Source organism: Methylocystis sp. (assembly GCF_050246715.1).
In the GTDB taxonomy this organism is placed as follows: domain Bacteria; phylum Pseudomonadota; class Alphaproteobacteria; order Rhizobiales; family Beijerinckiaceae; genus Methylocystis.
The window spans coordinates 125,915-141,211 of sequence record NZ_JBFWVN010000003.1; the positions used below are offsets into that span (position 1 = coordinate 125,915).

15 protein-coding genes and 2 pseudogenes are annotated in these 15,297 nt (G+C 60.0%); 3 read left to right on the top strand and 14 right to left on the bottom strand.

Features of this window, described 5'->3' with window-relative positions; translation table 11 throughout:
- Positions 1-12: 12 nt before the first annotated feature.
- The 4 genes from AB7I51_RS03040 to AB7I51_RS03055 all read right to left on the bottom strand — a co-directional run bounded on the left by AB7I51_RS03040 (position 13) and on the right by AB7I51_RS03055 (position 3,042).
- Entirely contained in the window at positions 13-687 is a 675-nt protein-coding gene (locus AB7I51_RS03040) for a TetR/AcrR family transcriptional regulator (RefSeq protein WP_428402617.1), read from the bottom strand.
- A gap of 77 nt (positions 688-764) precedes the next feature.
- The gene (proC, locus tag AB7I51_RS03045) at positions 765-1,580 is read right to left on the bottom strand and encodes a pyrroline-5-carboxylate reductase (protein ID WP_428402616.1); all 816 of its coding nucleotides are present in this window, start codon (positions 1,578-1,580) and stop codon (positions 765-767) included.
- Entirely contained in the window at positions 1,577-2,080 is a 504-nt protein-coding gene (locus tag AB7I51_RS03050) for a YbjN domain-containing protein (RefSeq protein ID WP_428402615.1), read from the bottom strand. The genes proC and AB7I51_RS03050 overlap by 4 nt, the downstream gene beginning before the upstream one ends.
- A gap of 395 nt (positions 2,081-2,475) precedes the next feature.
- A complete protein-coding gene (locus tag AB7I51_RS03055) occupies positions 2,476-3,042 on the bottom strand; it encodes a L,D-transpeptidase (RefSeq protein ID WP_428402614.1) in 567 nt (188 codons plus the stop codon).
- Between the two features lie 249 nt (positions 3,043-3,291).
- Between AB7I51_RS03055 and AB7I51_RS03060 the strand changes: the two genes are divergently transcribed.
- Positions 3,292-4,161: a methyltransferase domain-containing protein gene (locus AB7I51_RS03060; RefSeq protein WP_428402613.1), complete on the top strand. Its 870-nt coding sequence runs from the start codon at positions 3,292-3,294 to the stop codon at positions 4,159-4,161.
- 150 nt (positions 4,162-4,311) lie between these two features.
- On the opposite strand, the gene AB7I51_RS03065 is transcribed toward AB7I51_RS03060, so the two are convergent.
- The 7 genes and pseudogenes from AB7I51_RS03065 to AB7I51_RS03095 all read right to left on the bottom strand — a co-directional run bounded on the left by AB7I51_RS03065 (position 4,312) and on the right by AB7I51_RS03095 (position 11,905).
- A complete protein-coding gene (locus AB7I51_RS03065; protein WP_428402612.1) occupies positions 4,312-4,671 on the bottom strand; it encodes a protease inhibitor I42 family protein in 360 nt (119 codons plus the stop codon).
- 25 nt (positions 4,672-4,696) lie between these two features.
- A complete protein-coding gene (locus tag AB7I51_RS03070) occupies positions 4,697-5,359 on the bottom strand; it encodes a methyltransferase family protein (protein ID WP_428402611.1) in 663 nt (220 codons plus the stop codon).
- Positions 5,360-5,499: 140 nt separating this feature from the next.
- The gene (locus AB7I51_RS03075) at positions 5,500-5,718 is read right to left on the bottom strand and encodes an SEC-C metal-binding domain-containing protein (protein ID WP_428406116.1); all 219 of its coding nucleotides are present in this window, start codon (positions 5,716-5,718) and stop codon (positions 5,500-5,502) included.
- Positions 5,713-6,843: pseudogene (locus AB7I51_RS03080) on the bottom strand (anaerobic sulfatase maturase); the annotation flags it as partial. The gene AB7I51_RS03075 and the pseudogene AB7I51_RS03080, both read right to left, overlap by 6 nt.
- A 1,273-nt stretch (positions 6,844-8,116) precedes the next feature.
- A pseudogene (locus tag AB7I51_RS03085) lies at positions 8,117-9,424 on the bottom strand (sulfatase-like hydrolase/transferase); the annotation flags it as partial.
- 30 nt (positions 9,425-9,454) lie between these two features.
- The gene (locus tag AB7I51_RS03090) at positions 9,455-9,922 is read right to left on the bottom strand and encodes a YidH family protein (RefSeq protein WP_428406109.1); all 468 of its coding nucleotides are present in this window, start codon (positions 9,920-9,922) and stop codon (positions 9,455-9,457) included.
- Between the two features lie 312 nt (positions 9,923-10,234).
- Complete coding sequence (locus AB7I51_RS03095) at positions 10,235-11,905, bottom strand: outer membrane protein (RefSeq protein WP_428406110.1); 1,671 nt, start codon at positions 11,903-11,905, stop codon at positions 10,235-10,237.
- Positions 11,906-12,130: 225 nt separating this feature from the next.
- Here AB7I51_RS03095 and AB7I51_RS03100 point away from each other — a divergent pair, with 225 nt between their 5' ends.
- Complete coding sequence (locus AB7I51_RS03100; RefSeq protein WP_428406111.1) at positions 12,131-12,397, top strand: hypothetical protein; 267 nt, start codon at positions 12,131-12,133, stop codon at positions 12,395-12,397.
- 39 nt (positions 12,398-12,436) lie between these two features.
- On the opposite strand, the gene AB7I51_RS03105 is transcribed toward AB7I51_RS03100, so the two are convergent.
- The 3 genes from AB7I51_RS03105 to AB7I51_RS03115 all read right to left on the bottom strand — a co-directional run bounded on the left by AB7I51_RS03105 (position 12,437) and on the right by AB7I51_RS03115 (position 14,205).
- The gene (locus AB7I51_RS03105; RefSeq protein WP_428406112.1) at positions 12,437-12,676 is read right to left on the bottom strand and encodes a hypothetical protein; all 240 of its coding nucleotides are present in this window, start codon (positions 12,674-12,676) and stop codon (positions 12,437-12,439) included.
- 41 nt (positions 12,677-12,717) lie between these two features.
- The gene (locus tag AB7I51_RS03110) at positions 12,718-13,146 is read right to left on the bottom strand and encodes a hypothetical protein (protein WP_428406113.1); all 429 of its coding nucleotides are present in this window, start codon (positions 13,144-13,146) and stop codon (positions 12,718-12,720) included.
- 84 nt (positions 13,147-13,230) lie between these two features.
- Entirely contained in the window at positions 13,231-14,205 is a 975-nt protein-coding gene (locus AB7I51_RS03115) for an arginase family protein (RefSeq protein ID WP_428406114.1), read from the bottom strand.
- Positions 14,206-14,337: 132 nt separating this feature from the next.
- Here AB7I51_RS03115 and AB7I51_RS03120 point away from each other — a divergent pair, with 132 nt between their 5' ends.
- The gene (locus tag AB7I51_RS03120) at positions 14,338-15,174 is read left to right on the top strand and encodes a hypothetical protein (RefSeq protein ID WP_428406115.1); all 837 of its coding nucleotides are present in this window, start codon (positions 14,338-14,340) and stop codon (positions 15,172-15,174) included.
- The last annotated feature ends 123 nt before the right edge of the window (positions 15,175-15,297 follow it).

Here is a 15,297-nt window from a genome sequence, read left to right on the forward strand (position 1 = left end):
CGGGCTCGCCGATCACGCGCGGGCGTGCGGATAGTCGCTGTCGTCGTCGTGATCGCGACTGCGCCGGGGACGCCAGCCAAACAAGCTCTGCGCAAAGGAATAGAAGGGCCGCGTCAGCCTTGCGAAGTCCTCGGCGCGATCGACATAGCGCTCGCCGCGGGTGAGTTCGCGATCGAGGGTCGACAAAGCGTCATGGATGTCGCCGGCGAACCAATCTTCAAGCACGCGGCTCCAGGCCAATGCCAGCCCCTGCAGCTTGAGCGAGCCGACCGGGCCCTCGCTGTCGACGTCCGCCGCCTCCAGCATGAATCGCATCGAGTTCACGGTTTCCCGGTTCAGCGCCGCGGCGGTGAGCGGGTCGCGCGCCGCCCAGCGCCCGACGCTCGCCAGCGCCTCGCGGTGCGGCTCCAACGCATCGAGGCGACGGCGCAGCACGTCATAGAGCCGCTCGCGCGCGGGTTCATGCGAGGCTTCCTTTGGCTGCGCATCGAGAACCTCGCGGTCAATGCGCCGGGAGAACGCGCCCATGATCGCGCCCTTCGACGGGAAAAGTTCGCGCAGATCAGCGAGCGAGAGGCGGGCCTCCTGGGCGATATCGGTGAGCGTCACGTCGCCGAACTCTCGCCGCGCCGCGAGCCGAAGCGTCGCGTCAATCACTCGGTCGCGGGGGCTGCCGCCGCTGTTCATGTCTGTCTCCAGGTCCGCAGGAATCTATTAATCTGTATTCTATTGTCGTCCGGCGACGGGACAAGGCGCGGGCCATCTCAACCGGAGAGTTCCGTCGCCCGGCGTTTCGCCGAGGCGACGGCGCGTCGTATCAGCGCGGCGAGGCCGTCCGGCGCCTCGAGAACCTCTAGCGCCGCTGCAGTCGTGCCGCCGGGAGAGGTCACGCGCCGGCGCAATTCGTCGGGACCCGTCTCCGGCTGGCGACGCATCAGTTCGCCTGCGCCTTCGACGGTGGCGCGCGCCAATCGCGCCGCAAGCGCGGCCGGCAGACCAGCTTCGGCCCCCGCGGCGGCAAGGCATTCGGCGAAATAAAAGACATAGGCGGGGCCCGAACCCGAAACGGCGGTCACCGCATCAATGAGCGACTCGTCTTCGACCCATTCCACCGCGCCGACGGCGCGCAGCAGCGCGTCGGCGAGCTCACGCTGAGCGGCGCTGGTCGCGGGGCTGGAAAAGGCGCCGGTGATTCCGCGCCCGATCGCCGCCGGCGTATTGGGCATCGCCCGCACGATCGCCCGCGTCGGCAGATGCGCGGCGATGTCGCCGATGCGCTTGCCGGCGAGGATCGACGCCACCACGGTCGAGGGGCCCACAAATGGCGCCGCGGCGACGGCGCCGGATTCGAGCGCCTGCGGCTTCACGGCGAGAACGACGGCGTCGCGCGGAGCGGCGGCGCCATTAAGCACGTAGCCGTGTTCGGCGCATAAATTCTGAAGCCGCTGCGACGGCTGCGGCTCGACTACCGAAACGGAGCCGATCAGATTTTGCGACGTCCAGCCTTCGAGCAATGCGAGGCCCATGTTGCCGGCGCCGATCAGGGCGACCGACTCCTTCAGGCCGACCTTGTCAGTCACGCCTCGCCCTTCGTCTCGAAATTGGCGGAGGCGAGCGCTTCCTTGGCGCTTTTTCCAGCCCAGAGCACGAATTGGAAGGCCTGGTAATGACGTTCGCAGGACTGAAGCGCATTGTCGAGCAAGGCCGCGCATTGCGTCGCCGACGGCTGCGCGCCGCCGCTGAGGATCAGCCCGTGACGATGCATCGCCACCCCTTCCTTCGGCCAGAAGTCGAAATGCCCGATCCACATCTGCTCGTTGATCGCGTTGACGAGCGTCATCAGTTCGCCGCGCCGGCGCTCGGGCGCCTTGAGATCGAAGGCGCAGCTGACATGCAGCGTTTCGAGATGCGGAAGCCAGGTGAAGGCGACGTGATATTCCGTCCAGGCGCCGGCGACGGAAATTGAAATCTCGTCTTCGTCGTCTCGATCGAAAGACCAGTCGTTGGTGGCCGCCAGTTGCTCCACGACATCCACGGGATGTTCGGCGCGTTCAGTTTCATTTTCTGTTGCGATCAGCATGTGCCAACCTTTTTTTGGATGTCAGCATGACGCGGCGACTAAAAGACAGGCGACGATGCGTCGTGGAGTTTTCCGAGAGGCGCCTCCTTTTCAAGCAATTGATTCGAAGTCGAATCATCTCTTGTTTCACTATACTCCACACTCGAACTGTGACGCGAAAAAAGCGATGCGCTGATCCCGTTGCGCAGAAGACTTGCGGGATTCGCCGGTCGGCGTCCATCGTGTAGCGGCGGTCTTCCACAGCGACTCACACGAAAAAAAGCTCTGGATAAGCGATGGAGCGCGCGCCGGCGCGCCGCAAGCCAAACACAAGTCGAACAAAAGCCTCGCCCACGCATTGCGGGCGAGGCTTGATTCTCGACGCGGCGCGACTCGCGCTTTCGAGTCAGCGAATGCTAGCGCGTCATCATCACCGGCGCGCCGACGCTCACCCGCTCGTAAAGATCGGAGACGTCCTCGTTCAGCATCCGAATGCAGCCATAGGAGGCGGCGGTGCCGACCGAGGCGCGCATCCTGCGGGTCGTGCCGTGAATCGCCACCTCTCCGTTGCTCAGGGTCAGCGCGCGGACGCCCATTGGATTGCGCGGCGATCCGCCGGGAATGAAGTTCGGCAATTCAGGATGGTCGGCCTTCACCACCGCCGGCGGAACCCAGTCCGGATTGACGTATTTCCCCGCCACCGACGTCTCGCCCGACCATTCCTTGCCGCGCTTCGGCACGGCGACGGGATAGCTGATGGCGACGCCGGTATCGACGACATAGAACAGCCGGCGCTGACCGGCGCTGATGACGATCGTGCCGGGAGCGACGCTCGGCGAAAAGGAGACGATGTTGCGGGCCGCCACGCTCTCCGGCAGCGCAGTCAGCGCCGCTCCGGCGACCGCCGCGAGCAAGAGAAACTTCAACGATCCCGTCGGCTTGGCGCTACGGGCTCGACGCGAAAGATCAAAGAGGTTACGCATGACGCTTACACCCTGTTTACTGACGCCTTGGCGGCGACTTTTCGAATGGCCACATTCTAACTTTCGCCATGATCTTGTCGAAACGTTCCGCGTCTTCAGGTTAGGGCTTAACGTTAAGATATGTCGTGAATTTCTGAACTTGCGACCCGTCGCTTCAGACCATTGCGTCGTATTTGCGCCATCCTTTCGTCAATATTCATGCGCGTTGCGCGCATGCTAAGCTAACTGGCGCGGACACGGTCGTAAGGAATGAGCGAAACAGTCGGACCGCCGAAAATTTTTGATCGCGCCCTGCTGCGCCGGCGTCTTGCTCGAGCGATGGCGAAAGGCGCGCCCGATTTTCTGATGGCGCGCGCCGCAGACGATCTGCTCGATCGCCTGCTGACCGTGAAGCGCGAATTTCCCCGCTCGCTCGATCTCGGCTCGCCGACCGCGCATTTTTCGCAGGCTGTCGTGGCGAGCGGCCGCGCGCGTCCTTTGCGCGCGAGCGGCTATGGCGGCGACGTCAGCATCGATGAAGAAGTTCCACCCTTTGCGCCCGGCTCCTTCGACCTGATCGTCTCCGGCATGGCGCTGCAATGGGTCAATGATCTGCCGGGCGTGCTTGCGCAGGCGCGGCGCATGCTCGCGCCCGACGGGCTCTTCCTGGCCTGCCTGATTGGCGGCGCGAGCCTCGTCGAGCTTCGTTCGGCGCTCGCGCAGGCCGAAGACGAAATCGCCGGCGGCGCGAGTCCCCGCGTCTCACCCTTCGTCGACGTGCGCGACATGGGCGCATTGCTGCAGCGCGCCGGCTTCGCCCTGCCCGTCGCCGACGTCGACAGCGTCACGCTGCGATATGATTCAATGTTCGCGCTGATCGAGGATCTGCGCGCCATGGGCGCCGCCAATGTTCTTGTGAAGCGCGCGCGCAAACCGCTGCGACGCGACATTATCGCCCGCGCGGCGCAGATTTACGCCGACCGCTTCTCTGACCCTGACGGACGCGTGCGCGCGACATTCGACATCGTCTGGGCCTCTGGCTGGGCGCCGCATGAGAGCCAGCAGAAGCCGGCGCAGCGCGGCTCGGCGACAATGCGGCTCGAAGACGCGATGAAGGCGTCGCGAAGAAGCGACGCTTAAGCGACGCCATGAAATAACTGAATCGCTCGCAAGAGCTGTGGCGAGCTAGGAGGTTCGCGTTCCAAGGGCGGCGCATCCCGGGCCGCGAGCCTCCAGGCTCGCATGGTCGCGACTAAGCTGGGGTTGACGCATTTAATCCGCGGCGCCGACTTAGGGCGCGACCTCCACCTCGACATTGCGGGTTTGAACCGGCGCGGGCTCCCAGGGCCGCTGATAGACGAAGACGATCTCGGCCCGGCCGACTTTGAGCGCGCGAATGTTCCAATGGCGCACGCTCGGGCTGCCGACCATGCGCCGCCGACCGGCGCTGCGACCCCCATCCGAAATCGACAGAATGCCGAGATTGCGGCTGGCGGCTTGATCGATGCGCCACGAGTAGCCGGTCGTGACATTCTCCTGCAGCGAAAAGATCGCGCTGCGTCCCGGCGCGAGCCTTATGACGTCGCCAGCCTGTGCGGGCGGCGCGAGGAAAAGACTGAGCAGCAGCAGGCGCGGCAATAGACGCTTCATGAGCCATCTCCTTTGGCCCGCAAATTCAATACACGCCCGGAATGAGCCGCGCGGTATGGGCGCGATAGGCGTCATAGGAAGCGCCGAACTCGGAGCTCAGCAAGCGCTCCTCGGCGTTCATCCGGGCGACGAGCGGCGGAATATTCGCCGCCGCCAGAAGCACGCCGACCGCCGTGTTGAACGCCATCCCCCACCCGAACGCAGAGATCAGCAAGCCGAGATAGCTCGGATGCCTGATGCGCCCGTAAAGTCCGGTGGTGACGAGCTCATGGCCCGGCTGAATGGCGACAAGGCCGCTGAAACGCCGGCCGAGAATGGCGACCGGCCGCAGCCGCAAAGCCCCGCCCGATGCGTAAAGCGCAACCCCCAGCCATCGCACCGCGTCGCCGTCCAATGTCCAAAAACCCTCTCGGTCGGCCCAGGCGGGCAGATAGGCGCCGAGCAGCCCGAGAATAAAAAACGCCGGGATGACCCAGCGATTGCCGCGGTCCTCGCGCAGGCCCGGACTGAGATTGCCGCCGACGAAAAGCGAGGCGACTCCGAGTGCGAGCGTGACGACGACCAACGCCGACCGCGCCGGATTGGCGAAATAGGCCGCCGTTCCACCAGCGCCGAGGATCGCCAGCGCCAGAAAAACGGCGATGGAGAGCGCCACGGAGAGGATGCGGATCAGCAGCGAATGAGACATAAAAACGCTCTCCCCTTCTGGTTCCTGTCCCCTACTCTATGTCGGCGACGATTTTTCGCGGACGGATGTGGCGGCGGTATAGACCTCGCGACAATATGGCGACGAGCAGGAGCGGCGCGTCGGCGAATTCGTCTGAACCGCTATGAACCGCCCGGGGTTTGCCCGAGGCTGTTTCGTTTGGACATGCCGTCGATATCCACATTCCGATGCGACAGCTGTCCGTGGCAATGTATAAATTTTCGTCCTCCGCCACATGGGCAAGGCTCGTTGCGGCCGCGCTTGGCGTCCTGGCGGCGGACCCAATCCATAACCTCGGCCGCTGGGCGATTCTGCCGAACCAGGCTCGCCATCGTCGTCATCGCTGGACGTGTATGTTTGTAGAAACGTTCCAGGCCCTCACAAAGATAATTGTGGCCCGCCTCTCCTTCGCGGGATTCGACGAAACGATCCTTGGGGCAGCCGCCATTGCAGAGTGACAACGCGTCGCAACTGCGGCACTGGGCAGTCAGCGTGTCGCGCTTGTCGCGGCCGAACTTTCGCTGCCGGGGTGAAGCGACGAGCTCCAGCATATGCGTCTCATGGATATTGCCGAGGCGGTAATCCGGCTCCACGAAGTGGTCGCAGCAATAGAGGTCGCCATTATGCTCGAGTGCCGGTCCATTGCCGCAGGTCGGCGCATGGATGCACAGCATATGTTGGCCGAAATAGGCGTGGAGCGTCACATCGAACATCTGGACGAAAATCGCGCCAACGTCGCGGCGCACCCATTCTTCGAAAATGGCTATGAGAAACTGCCCATATGCGCGGCCGCCCACTGAACGGTTTGTAACGAGCGAACCTGTTTGCGTGTAAAGCATCCGGCTTTGGCCGGGCCGCGCGCTCCAACCAAGATTGGCGATTTTCAACGTTTCTGGCGTCGCGCGCTCGACAATGGGAATGAATTGAATCCAAGTCGCTCCGAGTTCATCGCGAAAGAACCGATAGACCTCAAGCCCGCAATCCTGGTTGGCGGCATTCACAGCGCAGAGGATGTTGAAGTCGACGCCGTGCTTGCGCAACAGCGCCAGTCCGCCGATGACCAGATCGAAGGTTCCTTTGCCTCCGCGCGTCAGTCGATATCGATCATGAATCTCCCTCGGCCCATCGATGCTCAGACCGACGAGGAAGTTGTGCTTCTTGAGAAAGGCGCACCATTCGTCGTCGAGCGCGACGCCATTCGTCTGGAATGTGTGCTCTACACGCTGGCCGGGACGCCGGTATTTCGAGACAAGCTCGACCGACCGCTTGAAGAAATCGAGTCCCATGAGCGTCGGCTCGCCACCCTGCCAAGCAACGGTGACATTCGGCACGCGATGCGATTCCAGCAACTGTCGAATATATACGTCGAGCGTCGCCTCAGACATGCGCTGGCGATCGCCAGGGTAGAGCGCTTCCTTCGAAAGAAAAAAACAGTATCGACAATCAATATTGCACGCCGATCCGCTCGGCTTGGCGAGCTAGTGGAAGCTCGGCGGCGCATCAAGAAGCTCAGGCAGGCTGGGACTTGGCGCCGTAGGCGTGCGCATGGCGGATGTACTCTAGTTTTTGCCGACCGCGGACCACGCCACGTGCGATGGACATTCCGACTTCATCGTCCCAGCGCATGCGGCTCCGCCCGAGTCCTCGTCGTCAGGCTCCGTCAAAATCAGATCGACGGCGGTGGTCCCAATTTTCGCGCCCAGCCCAAACTTTCGTCGAGTCTACCGAAAGCGCTGCCGCAGCCAGCCTCTCGAGATCGAGGTACTGTTCCTTCTCAACGGTGACGCCGACGGCGAAGATTGTGCCGACTACGAATTGCGCAGGCGATTTGTAGTCCTCGCTCACGGTGTCGCCGCTGTCGCGTCCGACGCACAGGCCGTCGCCGCTAAGTCCGAACTTTCCAGGCTGAGTCCTCATCGGGCCTTGGGCGATGACGTTCTCGTTGACATAGACCGTCGTCTGACCGAGCGACTCGCCATGCTCGCCTGCCTTTTCGCGTATGAACTCCATACCGAAGGTATATTTGCCCGGGGACAGCTCGTGCGAGACGAATTTCTGCTCGGGTTTAACGCCAAGGAAGTTGTAGACGTAGTTCAGCTTCCTGTCCTTGATGAACAGCGCGTGGCCGCCGAAGCGCGAACCATGGGCGAAAATAACGCCCGAACAGTCCGGATCGACGATCTCGACATTCGCCAAAATCTTATATGACCGGCCGCGTATGTTGACTGCGACCGACTCGGGCACCTCTGCAGTGTCCGGATAATAAATGTATCGCTCGCGCGGCGGTTCATCGGTCGGTCGGTCGACCCCCAGAAGTTCTACCGCCGAACGATCGTCCAACGGCAAGACGAAGTTCTTTTTGGCCTCATCGAACCAGACCTTGATCAGCGCTTTGAGCCTTTCGGGATGTTCATCGGCAAGGTTCGTCGACTCCGAGCGGTCCGCGTCGACATGGTAGAGTTCCCACTTGTCCTTGTCGAAATGGCCCTTGCCTGAAAGCGGCGCGTGAATCGCCGCAGCTTTCCAGCCGTTCTCCCAGATGCCGCGCGTGCCGAGCATGGCGTAATATTGACGCGTCTTTTGCGTCGGCGCGTCTGGCGTCGCCTCGAAAGTGTAGCGCATCGAGACGCCAGAGAGCGGATATTGCTTGACCCCGCGATAGACCTTGGGCATTTCCAGTCCGCAAACGTCCAGGATCGTCGGGACGATGTCCGTGGAGTGGTGGTATTGATTTCGGACCTGTCCCTTCGACTTGATGCCCTTCGGCCAGGAGATCACTAAGGGGTCGCAGGTGCCGCCGGCGAATTGCGCATAGCGCTTGAACATCTGGAACGGCGTCGAGAACGCGACCGCCCAGCCGGTCGGATAATGATTGTATGTTTCAGGGCCGCCCAACACATTTATATATTTCATATTCTCCGACAATTCGTCCGGATAGCCGTTAAAGAACTTGTTCTCATTGACCGATCCGCTCGGGCTGCCTTCTCCGGAAGCGCCATTGTCCGCACAGTAAAACACGATTGTATTGTCGAGCTGCTCGGTCTTCTCAAGATGTTCGATCAGGCGGCCGATTTGCACGTCGGTATATTCGGAAAAACCGGCGAAGACTTCGGCCATGCGCGCGAACAGTCGCTTTTCGTCGGGGCTCAAAGAATCCCAGGGCCGGACGGCGTTGGCGGGATTGGCCATATCCTCGGGCATCGGGTTGAGCGGCGTGAGCTTGGTGCCTTCAGGCAGAAGGCCTTTTGCGATCATCCGCGGCAGCACCCATTCGCGATAGGCTTCGTAGCCGTCGTCGAACTTGCCCTTATATTTGTCGATATATTCCTTCGGACATTGGTGCGGCGCGTGATTGGCGCCGGGACAGAGCCACATGAACCATGGTTTTGAAGGATGAGTCGCTTTCTGATCGCGAATCATCTCGATCGCTTTGTCGACTAAGTCTTTTGAGAGGTGATAGCCCTCTTCCGGCGAGTATGGCTGATCGATGAATTTGTTGTCTTCGATCAGGCTTGGGTACCATTGGTTGGTTTCGCCGCCGATAAATCCGTAGAATCGATCGAAACCCTTTTGAAGCGGCCATTCCTTTCGGCTTGCGCCGGACGCCACATCCGTTTCGGGAACATTATGGTTCTTGCCCAGCCAAAAGGTGCTCCAGCCCGCATCCTGAAGGACCTGTCCGATCGTCGCGCATTGTTCGGGAAGCCGTCCGCTCCAGCCGGGATACCCCTGCGCTCCTTCCGTGATGCAGGAAAAGCCGTTGAGATCGTGATTGCGGCCGGTCAGGAAAGTCGAGCGGGTCGGAGAGCACAGCGCCGTTGTATGCCATTGCGAATACATCAGCCCGTCGTCCGCGAGCTTCTGCAAAGTCGGCATCTGAACCCGCCCGCCGAACGGCGACCAGGTCGCCATGCCCGTATCGTCGTAAAGAATGATCAATATGTTCGGCGCGCCTTCGGGAGCTTTGGGGGGCGTGAACGGCTCCCAATCTGGAACCGAATCGCGAACGTCCAATTTCATGACGCCTTTGAACTTCTTATCGCTCATTTTGCGTCTCCCTTCGATTTCAGACCATTCTTAATCCACCCAGCACAACTGGATCGCGCGCGCAGCGATCGAGCCAAGCGCAAACAATCCGATAAAGAGGAGAACTAGGGTGACCAGCAGGAGCGGCGAGCGCGGAACGCTCGCCCGCACGCCAGCGATTGGCGCGAACTGCGGACCCCAGAGATAGTTTGTCACAGCGAGATACTGCCAAAAAGCGATTGCGAGCGCGAGGACGCCAGTCCCGATCAATGCAAGGCCCACGATTTTTGACAGTCCCGGCCAAGTTGGCGGAACAACGCTTTCCATCGCATTCAGCCGCTCGAAGAACTGAACAATGGTGAAGCCGAAGCCGATCAAGGCTGTCGCTGTCCTCACCCAGGACATCAACGTCCGCTCGACGCTCAATCGGGTCCGCAGCCAGGAAAAATGGCTTTCCGCCGTAACGTGAGTTTCGAATTGATGGAACGCGTCGGCTTTCGGCTGGTCAATCGTCGTCATCTTCGTCACTTGCGCTGATTACACATCAAGCTGAAATCTCGAGTTCTTGAACTTGTGGTCGAGATGCGCGCGGGGCCAGCGATCAGACCGCCCAGTTATCAGAAAACAATTTCAAACGAATGCCAAGCTTAGCTTGGTCGCCCTTGGGGAATGCTGATGACGCCCAAAGGGACAAGGCCTATGGCTCCGCGCTCAGTTTGCCCGATATTAAAGTCCGGGCCTTTCCTCGGTTATGTTATGAGCCGAAGAGGCAAGCGCGGATTGGCGTCGGCATGCACAACAATTGGCGTCGCGTTCGCGCGCGTCGCGCGTTCAAAATCGCATCCCTACCCCGGTAACAGGTCCGTGGATAACGGCATTGAGGCCATTTTCTTCACCGTTTACCCAAGTCGAGTAGTTGATACCCAGCGCGCGATAACCGATCATGCCCACCAACTTCAGACCGCTCAATTCGAAGTCCCGGCTGTAGCCGCCGTAAAACTGCCAGCTGAATTTGCTGCCTGCGCCGAAGCCGCCGATGTCGCCGCGCATGCAGAATTCCTCGCCCGGCGCGAATTCGTCGCGGATCTGAATGCCGACGACCGGATCAACCCATCGTATGCTGCCGGAAGTGGCGGTGGCGCGCACGCCGACGACTGCTAGGTCGAGGAGTTCCGAATTCGCGGCGCCAACCGCCTTCGTCGTGAGGTCTATGCCCAAATAGCCATAGCGGACCCCGGCGTATGCGCCGAGCGCGATTGTCGAATCTGGAGCGCCGAGAAATTTCCAGCGGGCGAGTTCGTATGCGACGCCCGCCTCGCCAATGGCGAGAGTTTGCTTCAGGCGACCGCTCGCACTAACGGCGATCGCGACGTCAGCAACTGGCGAACGAAGCTTCAGCGTTGAACCGGAGAAGCGTAATCGCGCCCAGGCGAAATCGCCATAGAGGAACAAAGGTCCGTTGCTCACTTCCACCCGCCCCATAAAGGCAAGCGGAAACGAACTGGTCTTGGTGAATGCATCGATGATTGTCGTATCCGTTCCGATCGCGTCGCCGCGGGCGATCAACGTGCCATTTGTATTGATCGCCCACAAATAGGGCATGACCTTAATGCGCCAATCGGCAAACGCAGAACGTTCGATCGGCGCGAATCTGGGCGAGGCGAATAGCTCCGTCGCCGGCGAACCGGACGTCGAAGGAATGCTCCAATCGAAACGGTGATTGAGCCCCAACCGCAAGAGATGGCCGTTGAAGCGCGTCGAAACGCGCGTAGCGTCGACAAGCTGCAAGGCGGCGGTGGTCGCGTCAGTGAACACAAGCGAACTGACGGGGGCTGCGAAAGAGCCGGACCCCAAATCGTAATACAGATATTCAAGTTTGGCGCTCAGATTATGGCCTAGAGCCATCTCGGCGCCGCCTCCGATCGTCCAGCCGATGCGATTCTTATAGAAATCGCCGTTGGCGATATCAGCGATCAGGAGAGATGGCGGCAAACTTTGCGCGAGCGCAGAAGTCACGTCGACGCCGCCATAGGCGAGGCCGCCGGTCGCATAGACAAGAATCGTTGGCGTCACGGCATAGCCGAGACGGCCCCGAACAGTGCCGAAATTTTCAAGTCTGCGACGCAGCGTAGCGCTCGACACGGCGAAGCCGCCGGGCGCCGGCGTCACATTCGCAAGGCCTCCGCCGCCGCGCACGCCGGCGCCCTGAATGTCGGCTTCCAGGCCCGCGACAAATTTCTCGGTGAATTGCCAATTATAACCGCCCTGGCCGCCAAAGTAATAGTCATTGAGACGCGCATGCGCGACGCCGCAAGCGCTAGAGGCCGACGCAAGCCCGAGACCGGCGGCCGAAACATCAAAGATGTTTGCAGAAGCGGCAGAGATTGGACGGCTGCCCGTCCAGGCGTGTCCAAAGTTCATGCCGACGTAGAAACCCGTCCATGTGAACACAGGCGGAGGCTTGGCAGGAGAATCCTTTTTCGTCGGTAGGTCGGCGCCCATTGAAGGGGCGATCCAACAGACGAAGGCGAGCGCGCTTGCGCCGAGGCGTCGAATCTTCACCCTGTCTAAGAGCATCGCCGAAAACCTGCTTCTTATATGCATTTGTTTTCAAATGCCTGAACCATGCCCCGCAACATGAGCGCACGGAACTTCAAATTCGCGCAGAATTGGGCCAAGAACACGTTGCCACGGGCTGCATGAAAAAATAGTTGCGCGGCGAGGCAAATGCGCAACGACACGAAATGTCTCGCGGTGAGCCGGGAACACGCCAGCAAGGGGCTCGGCGCCGTTCTGCTTGCGGACGCTCTCGGCCGCATCGCGGTCGCCTCGCAGAGCATCGGCATTGGCGCGATCGAACGCGCCAAGGTCGAGGCGGCTAGACGGTTCTATCTGCGATGCGCGGAGTTCATCGAATATCCGGCCGACAGCCGGATTTTGTTTTTGCCGATTGAGACAGTGGCGCCTGAATTACAAAGTTGGTTCGTCCGATAGACCAGACCAATCATGCGGATCGGATTTTAACTGATCAGATCAGTTCATCCAACGCGCCTCATATTGATGATAATATGCTGCGTGCTTGTTGGTCTGCGCTAGAGCGCCCTTGGCTAAAAACAGTATTCGAGCTGGAATCTCTTCAAGCGCCGGGCGCATCTCACTCCCACTCGATAGTGAATGAGAGCGGTAGGTCATTGAAATACACAGCAAAAAATATTTTTGTTGATGAAAAATACCGTCAAACACACCGCTAAAAATCTCGGCTACTGAAATCATTGGACTTTATCGCCTGATTGCGACATCCGACATTTCGCCATCTATCGCCGGATACGGGTGATCGAGCCGGAACGGAGAAGATCGGGCGATTGTATTCGCAACAACTGGAACGTATCGAACCCTGATAAGTCATCCGCTATCTCGCTGAAGGATTCAGAACCTGGCGATATGACGTCTCTCCGCTGCTGGATCGCGTAAAAATGGTCGACGGCAATACGACTTTGGCGCGAACATAATGCGGCAACTGCGCGATTCGAAGAATGCTCGCGCGTTCGAGCGGTCGAATGCTGCGCGTTACCGTCGGCTGGCGGCGCTGTCATCTTCGAGCGCCGCAATGGCCTGCCTACAACGATAGACTCTGCGCTTTGATCGAGGCTATCGAAAAGTAGCGCGTAGCGTGAGACGCCAAGCTCTTTAGTCAGGCCGAAGGCATACACCAAGCCGATCAGTTCAGCGTACACCACCTCCAAGAACGCCGCCGCTCAAGCATCTCAAACGCGCCAATTCCGGACCTTGGCCGTCACCCGATTGGCAAACTTATTTTCATTCTCGGGTCAGCGCCGCGATCGCGATGCGATCCCCGCTATCGCGCCTCGAAAAACAGCTGAGATTGCTCGAAAAGCCTGTCCTTCGACGTCCCTCTCAGGGTTGAAATCAGAGACTCCGAACGCTGCGACCTTTGAATAAGCCATGACCATCTCAAGAGCCTTCGCCATTTCATCGCTCATAGGGCCGTTCGGTTCGCTCAAGCGCGTCAACGCCAATTCGGATCTATCGAGGGCGTCTATATCGAAGTGGACGTAGATCGCGTCGACCGAATCATTAAGACGGTCCATCGCGGCGCAAAGCAGCTGGCGGTTTCTTCTGACATCGCTGACCGGTACCTGTGGTATGCCGCACTGATCAATCAGTTCCTGCTCGAGAGGGTCATTCGCGCGCACGCAGACCATCACCACATTGTGGGCCTGCAACGGCGGCTCAAGTCCCGCGTTTTGGCGAAGTCGATGCAGACATTGCCCGGTCGCGATTGCAACTGGCATTCCGCTGAGCATGCCGCTCAATGTAGTTTCCGGCGTGTTGCAGTCGCCATGCGCGTCGATCCAAACCATGCCAAGGCGTGCAGCGGAGACGCCGGATTTGAGCAGTCCCGCAAGCGCGCCGATGGCGGCGTAACAATTGCTTTCGAGGAGAATTGGAAAAGCTTGCGCCTGTCTCGCTTCAAAGATCAGTTGCGCGAGTCGCGCGTTCGCAAAGCCGATCTTGTTCCAGGAGCCATAGGCCACCTCTTCTTCTGGGCTTAACTCAACGTGAAGGGGGCCAACTATTTCGTGGCCCGCTTCCCCTAAGCATCTCGCCAATCCCGCATTCAGCAGGGCGTCGGGGCCTGCCGCAGCGCCCTTGTCGGCGTCGGTGGCGTAACGAAATGTTATGGTGGCAAATCTCATTTCGGGGTGCTCCGCAGCTCCCGGGAGCAGCTTTGCTTGTGCTTGCCAATCGCCAGCTTTGACTGGGACAATGCACGGCTGCATTCGAGCGTAAAGAGCCTTCGGTGGCACTGGCCCCTCAGGATTGAAGCAGGCGGGCGCCACCACTTACGCGCAACACGGCGGGGGCGTCGCGCGGCGTCCCGCCCACACTGCCAAAAGCCAGGAGAGACTCCATTGCAAATCGAGCGAGAAAAAATAATCGCCGCGATCGGTGGGGCGAAGTCTGTCGACGCGATGGACGATGAGGCCCGCGCAGAGGCGTTGGAAGACTATTTGACGAAGGAACTGGACGAAAGTCCTTTAGCGAAAGTTCCGACGGTCGCCGATTTGGAGAGCCGGATCGAGACTAGGGCCTTCCGCCGAGGCGTCGGCAGCCTTTTCGCGGTAGGTGGATTGTCGCCCTTGGGAGAACGACTTTCGAACGAGCCGGAAACCGTAAGGCGGCTGCCGCCGCTTCCCGCCAGGCCGACTTTGCTAGATTACTTCGAACTGCGGTTTGCTCCAGCGCGCCACGCGCTTCAAAGCGCCGACAGAGCGCTAACGCATAATATGGACGAAGAGGTCGTGTTAGCATGCCTGCTGCACGACTTGGGGCAGACGCTCATCAAAACCGACCATGGATGGTGGGGCGCACAACTGTTCCGGCCGTACGTCTCCGAAAGGGTAGCTTTCGCCATCCAATACCACCAGGCTCTGCGCTTCTTTCCAGATCCATCCGTAAGCTATGAATATCCAGAACAGTACAATTTTATCTTCGGTCGAGACTACGTGCCGCCTCCATACATCCGTGCTGCCTATGAATATTGTCGCAAACACAAATGGTATATATCTGCGCGGCTCATCACGATAAATGACCTTTACTCCTTCGATCCAGATTGCGTTGTCGATTTGAGTAAATTTACCGACATTATCGGTCGGCACTTCAAGCAGCCGCCAGAGGGGCTTGGCTTTGACGACAGTCCATCCGCGCACATGTGGCGGGCGATCTCGACGCCAGATACGCCCCTCTAGCCCATCTTATTCGTGACGGCGCCGTTCGAAGGCTGGCGAGCATAGCATAGGTGGCTGAAACGGCGTAGGATTCGGTTGCTGACACCAACCCGTTCCGCTTCGACCTCACAGCCACGCCCGCCA

Coding starts and splice junctions, on each gene's coding strand:
- AB7I51_RS03040 (WP_428402617.1), bottom strand. CDS start 687: ATGAACAGCGGCGGCAGCCCCCGCGACCGAGTGATTGACGCGACGCTT.
- AB7I51_RS03050 (WP_428402615.1), bottom strand. CDS start 2,080: ATGCTGATCGCAACAGAAAATGAAACTGAACGCGCCGAACATCCCGTG.
- AB7I51_RS03055 (WP_428402614.1), bottom strand. CDS start 3,042: ATGCGTAACCTCTTTGATCTTTCGCGTCGAGCCCGTAGCGCCAAGCCG.
- AB7I51_RS03060 (WP_428402613.1), top strand. CDS start 3,292: ATGAGCGAAACAGTCGGACCGCCGAAAATTTTTGATCGCGCCCTGCTG.
- AB7I51_RS03065 (WP_428402612.1), bottom strand. CDS start 4,671: ATGAAGCGTCTATTGCCGCGCCTGCTGCTGCTCAGTCTTTTCCTCGCG.
- AB7I51_RS03070 (WP_428402611.1), bottom strand. CDS start 5,359: ATGTCTCATTCGCTGCTGATCCGCATCCTCTCCGTGGCGCTCTCCATC.
- AB7I51_RS03075 (WP_428406116.1), bottom strand. CDS start 5,718: ATGACGACGATGGCGAGCCTGGTTCGGCAGAATCGCCCAGCGGCCGAG.
- AB7I51_RS03090 (WP_428406109.1), bottom strand. CDS start 9,922: ATGACGACGATTGACCAGCCGAAAGCCGACGCGTTCCATCAATTCGAA.
- AB7I51_RS03095 (WP_428406110.1), bottom strand. CDS start 11,905: ATGGGCGCCGACCTACCGACGAAAAAGGATTCTCCTGCCAAGCCTCCG.
- AB7I51_RS03100 (WP_428406111.1), top strand. CDS start 12,131: ATGCGCAACGACACGAAATGTCTCGCGGTGAGCCGGGAACACGCCAGC.
- AB7I51_RS03105 (WP_428406112.1), bottom strand. CDS start 12,676: ATGATTTCAGTAGCCGAGATTTTTAGCGGTGTGTTTGACGGTATTTTT.
- AB7I51_RS03115 (WP_428406114.1), bottom strand. CDS start 14,205: ATGCAGCCGTGCATTGTCCCAGTCAAAGCTGGCGATTGGCAAGCACAA.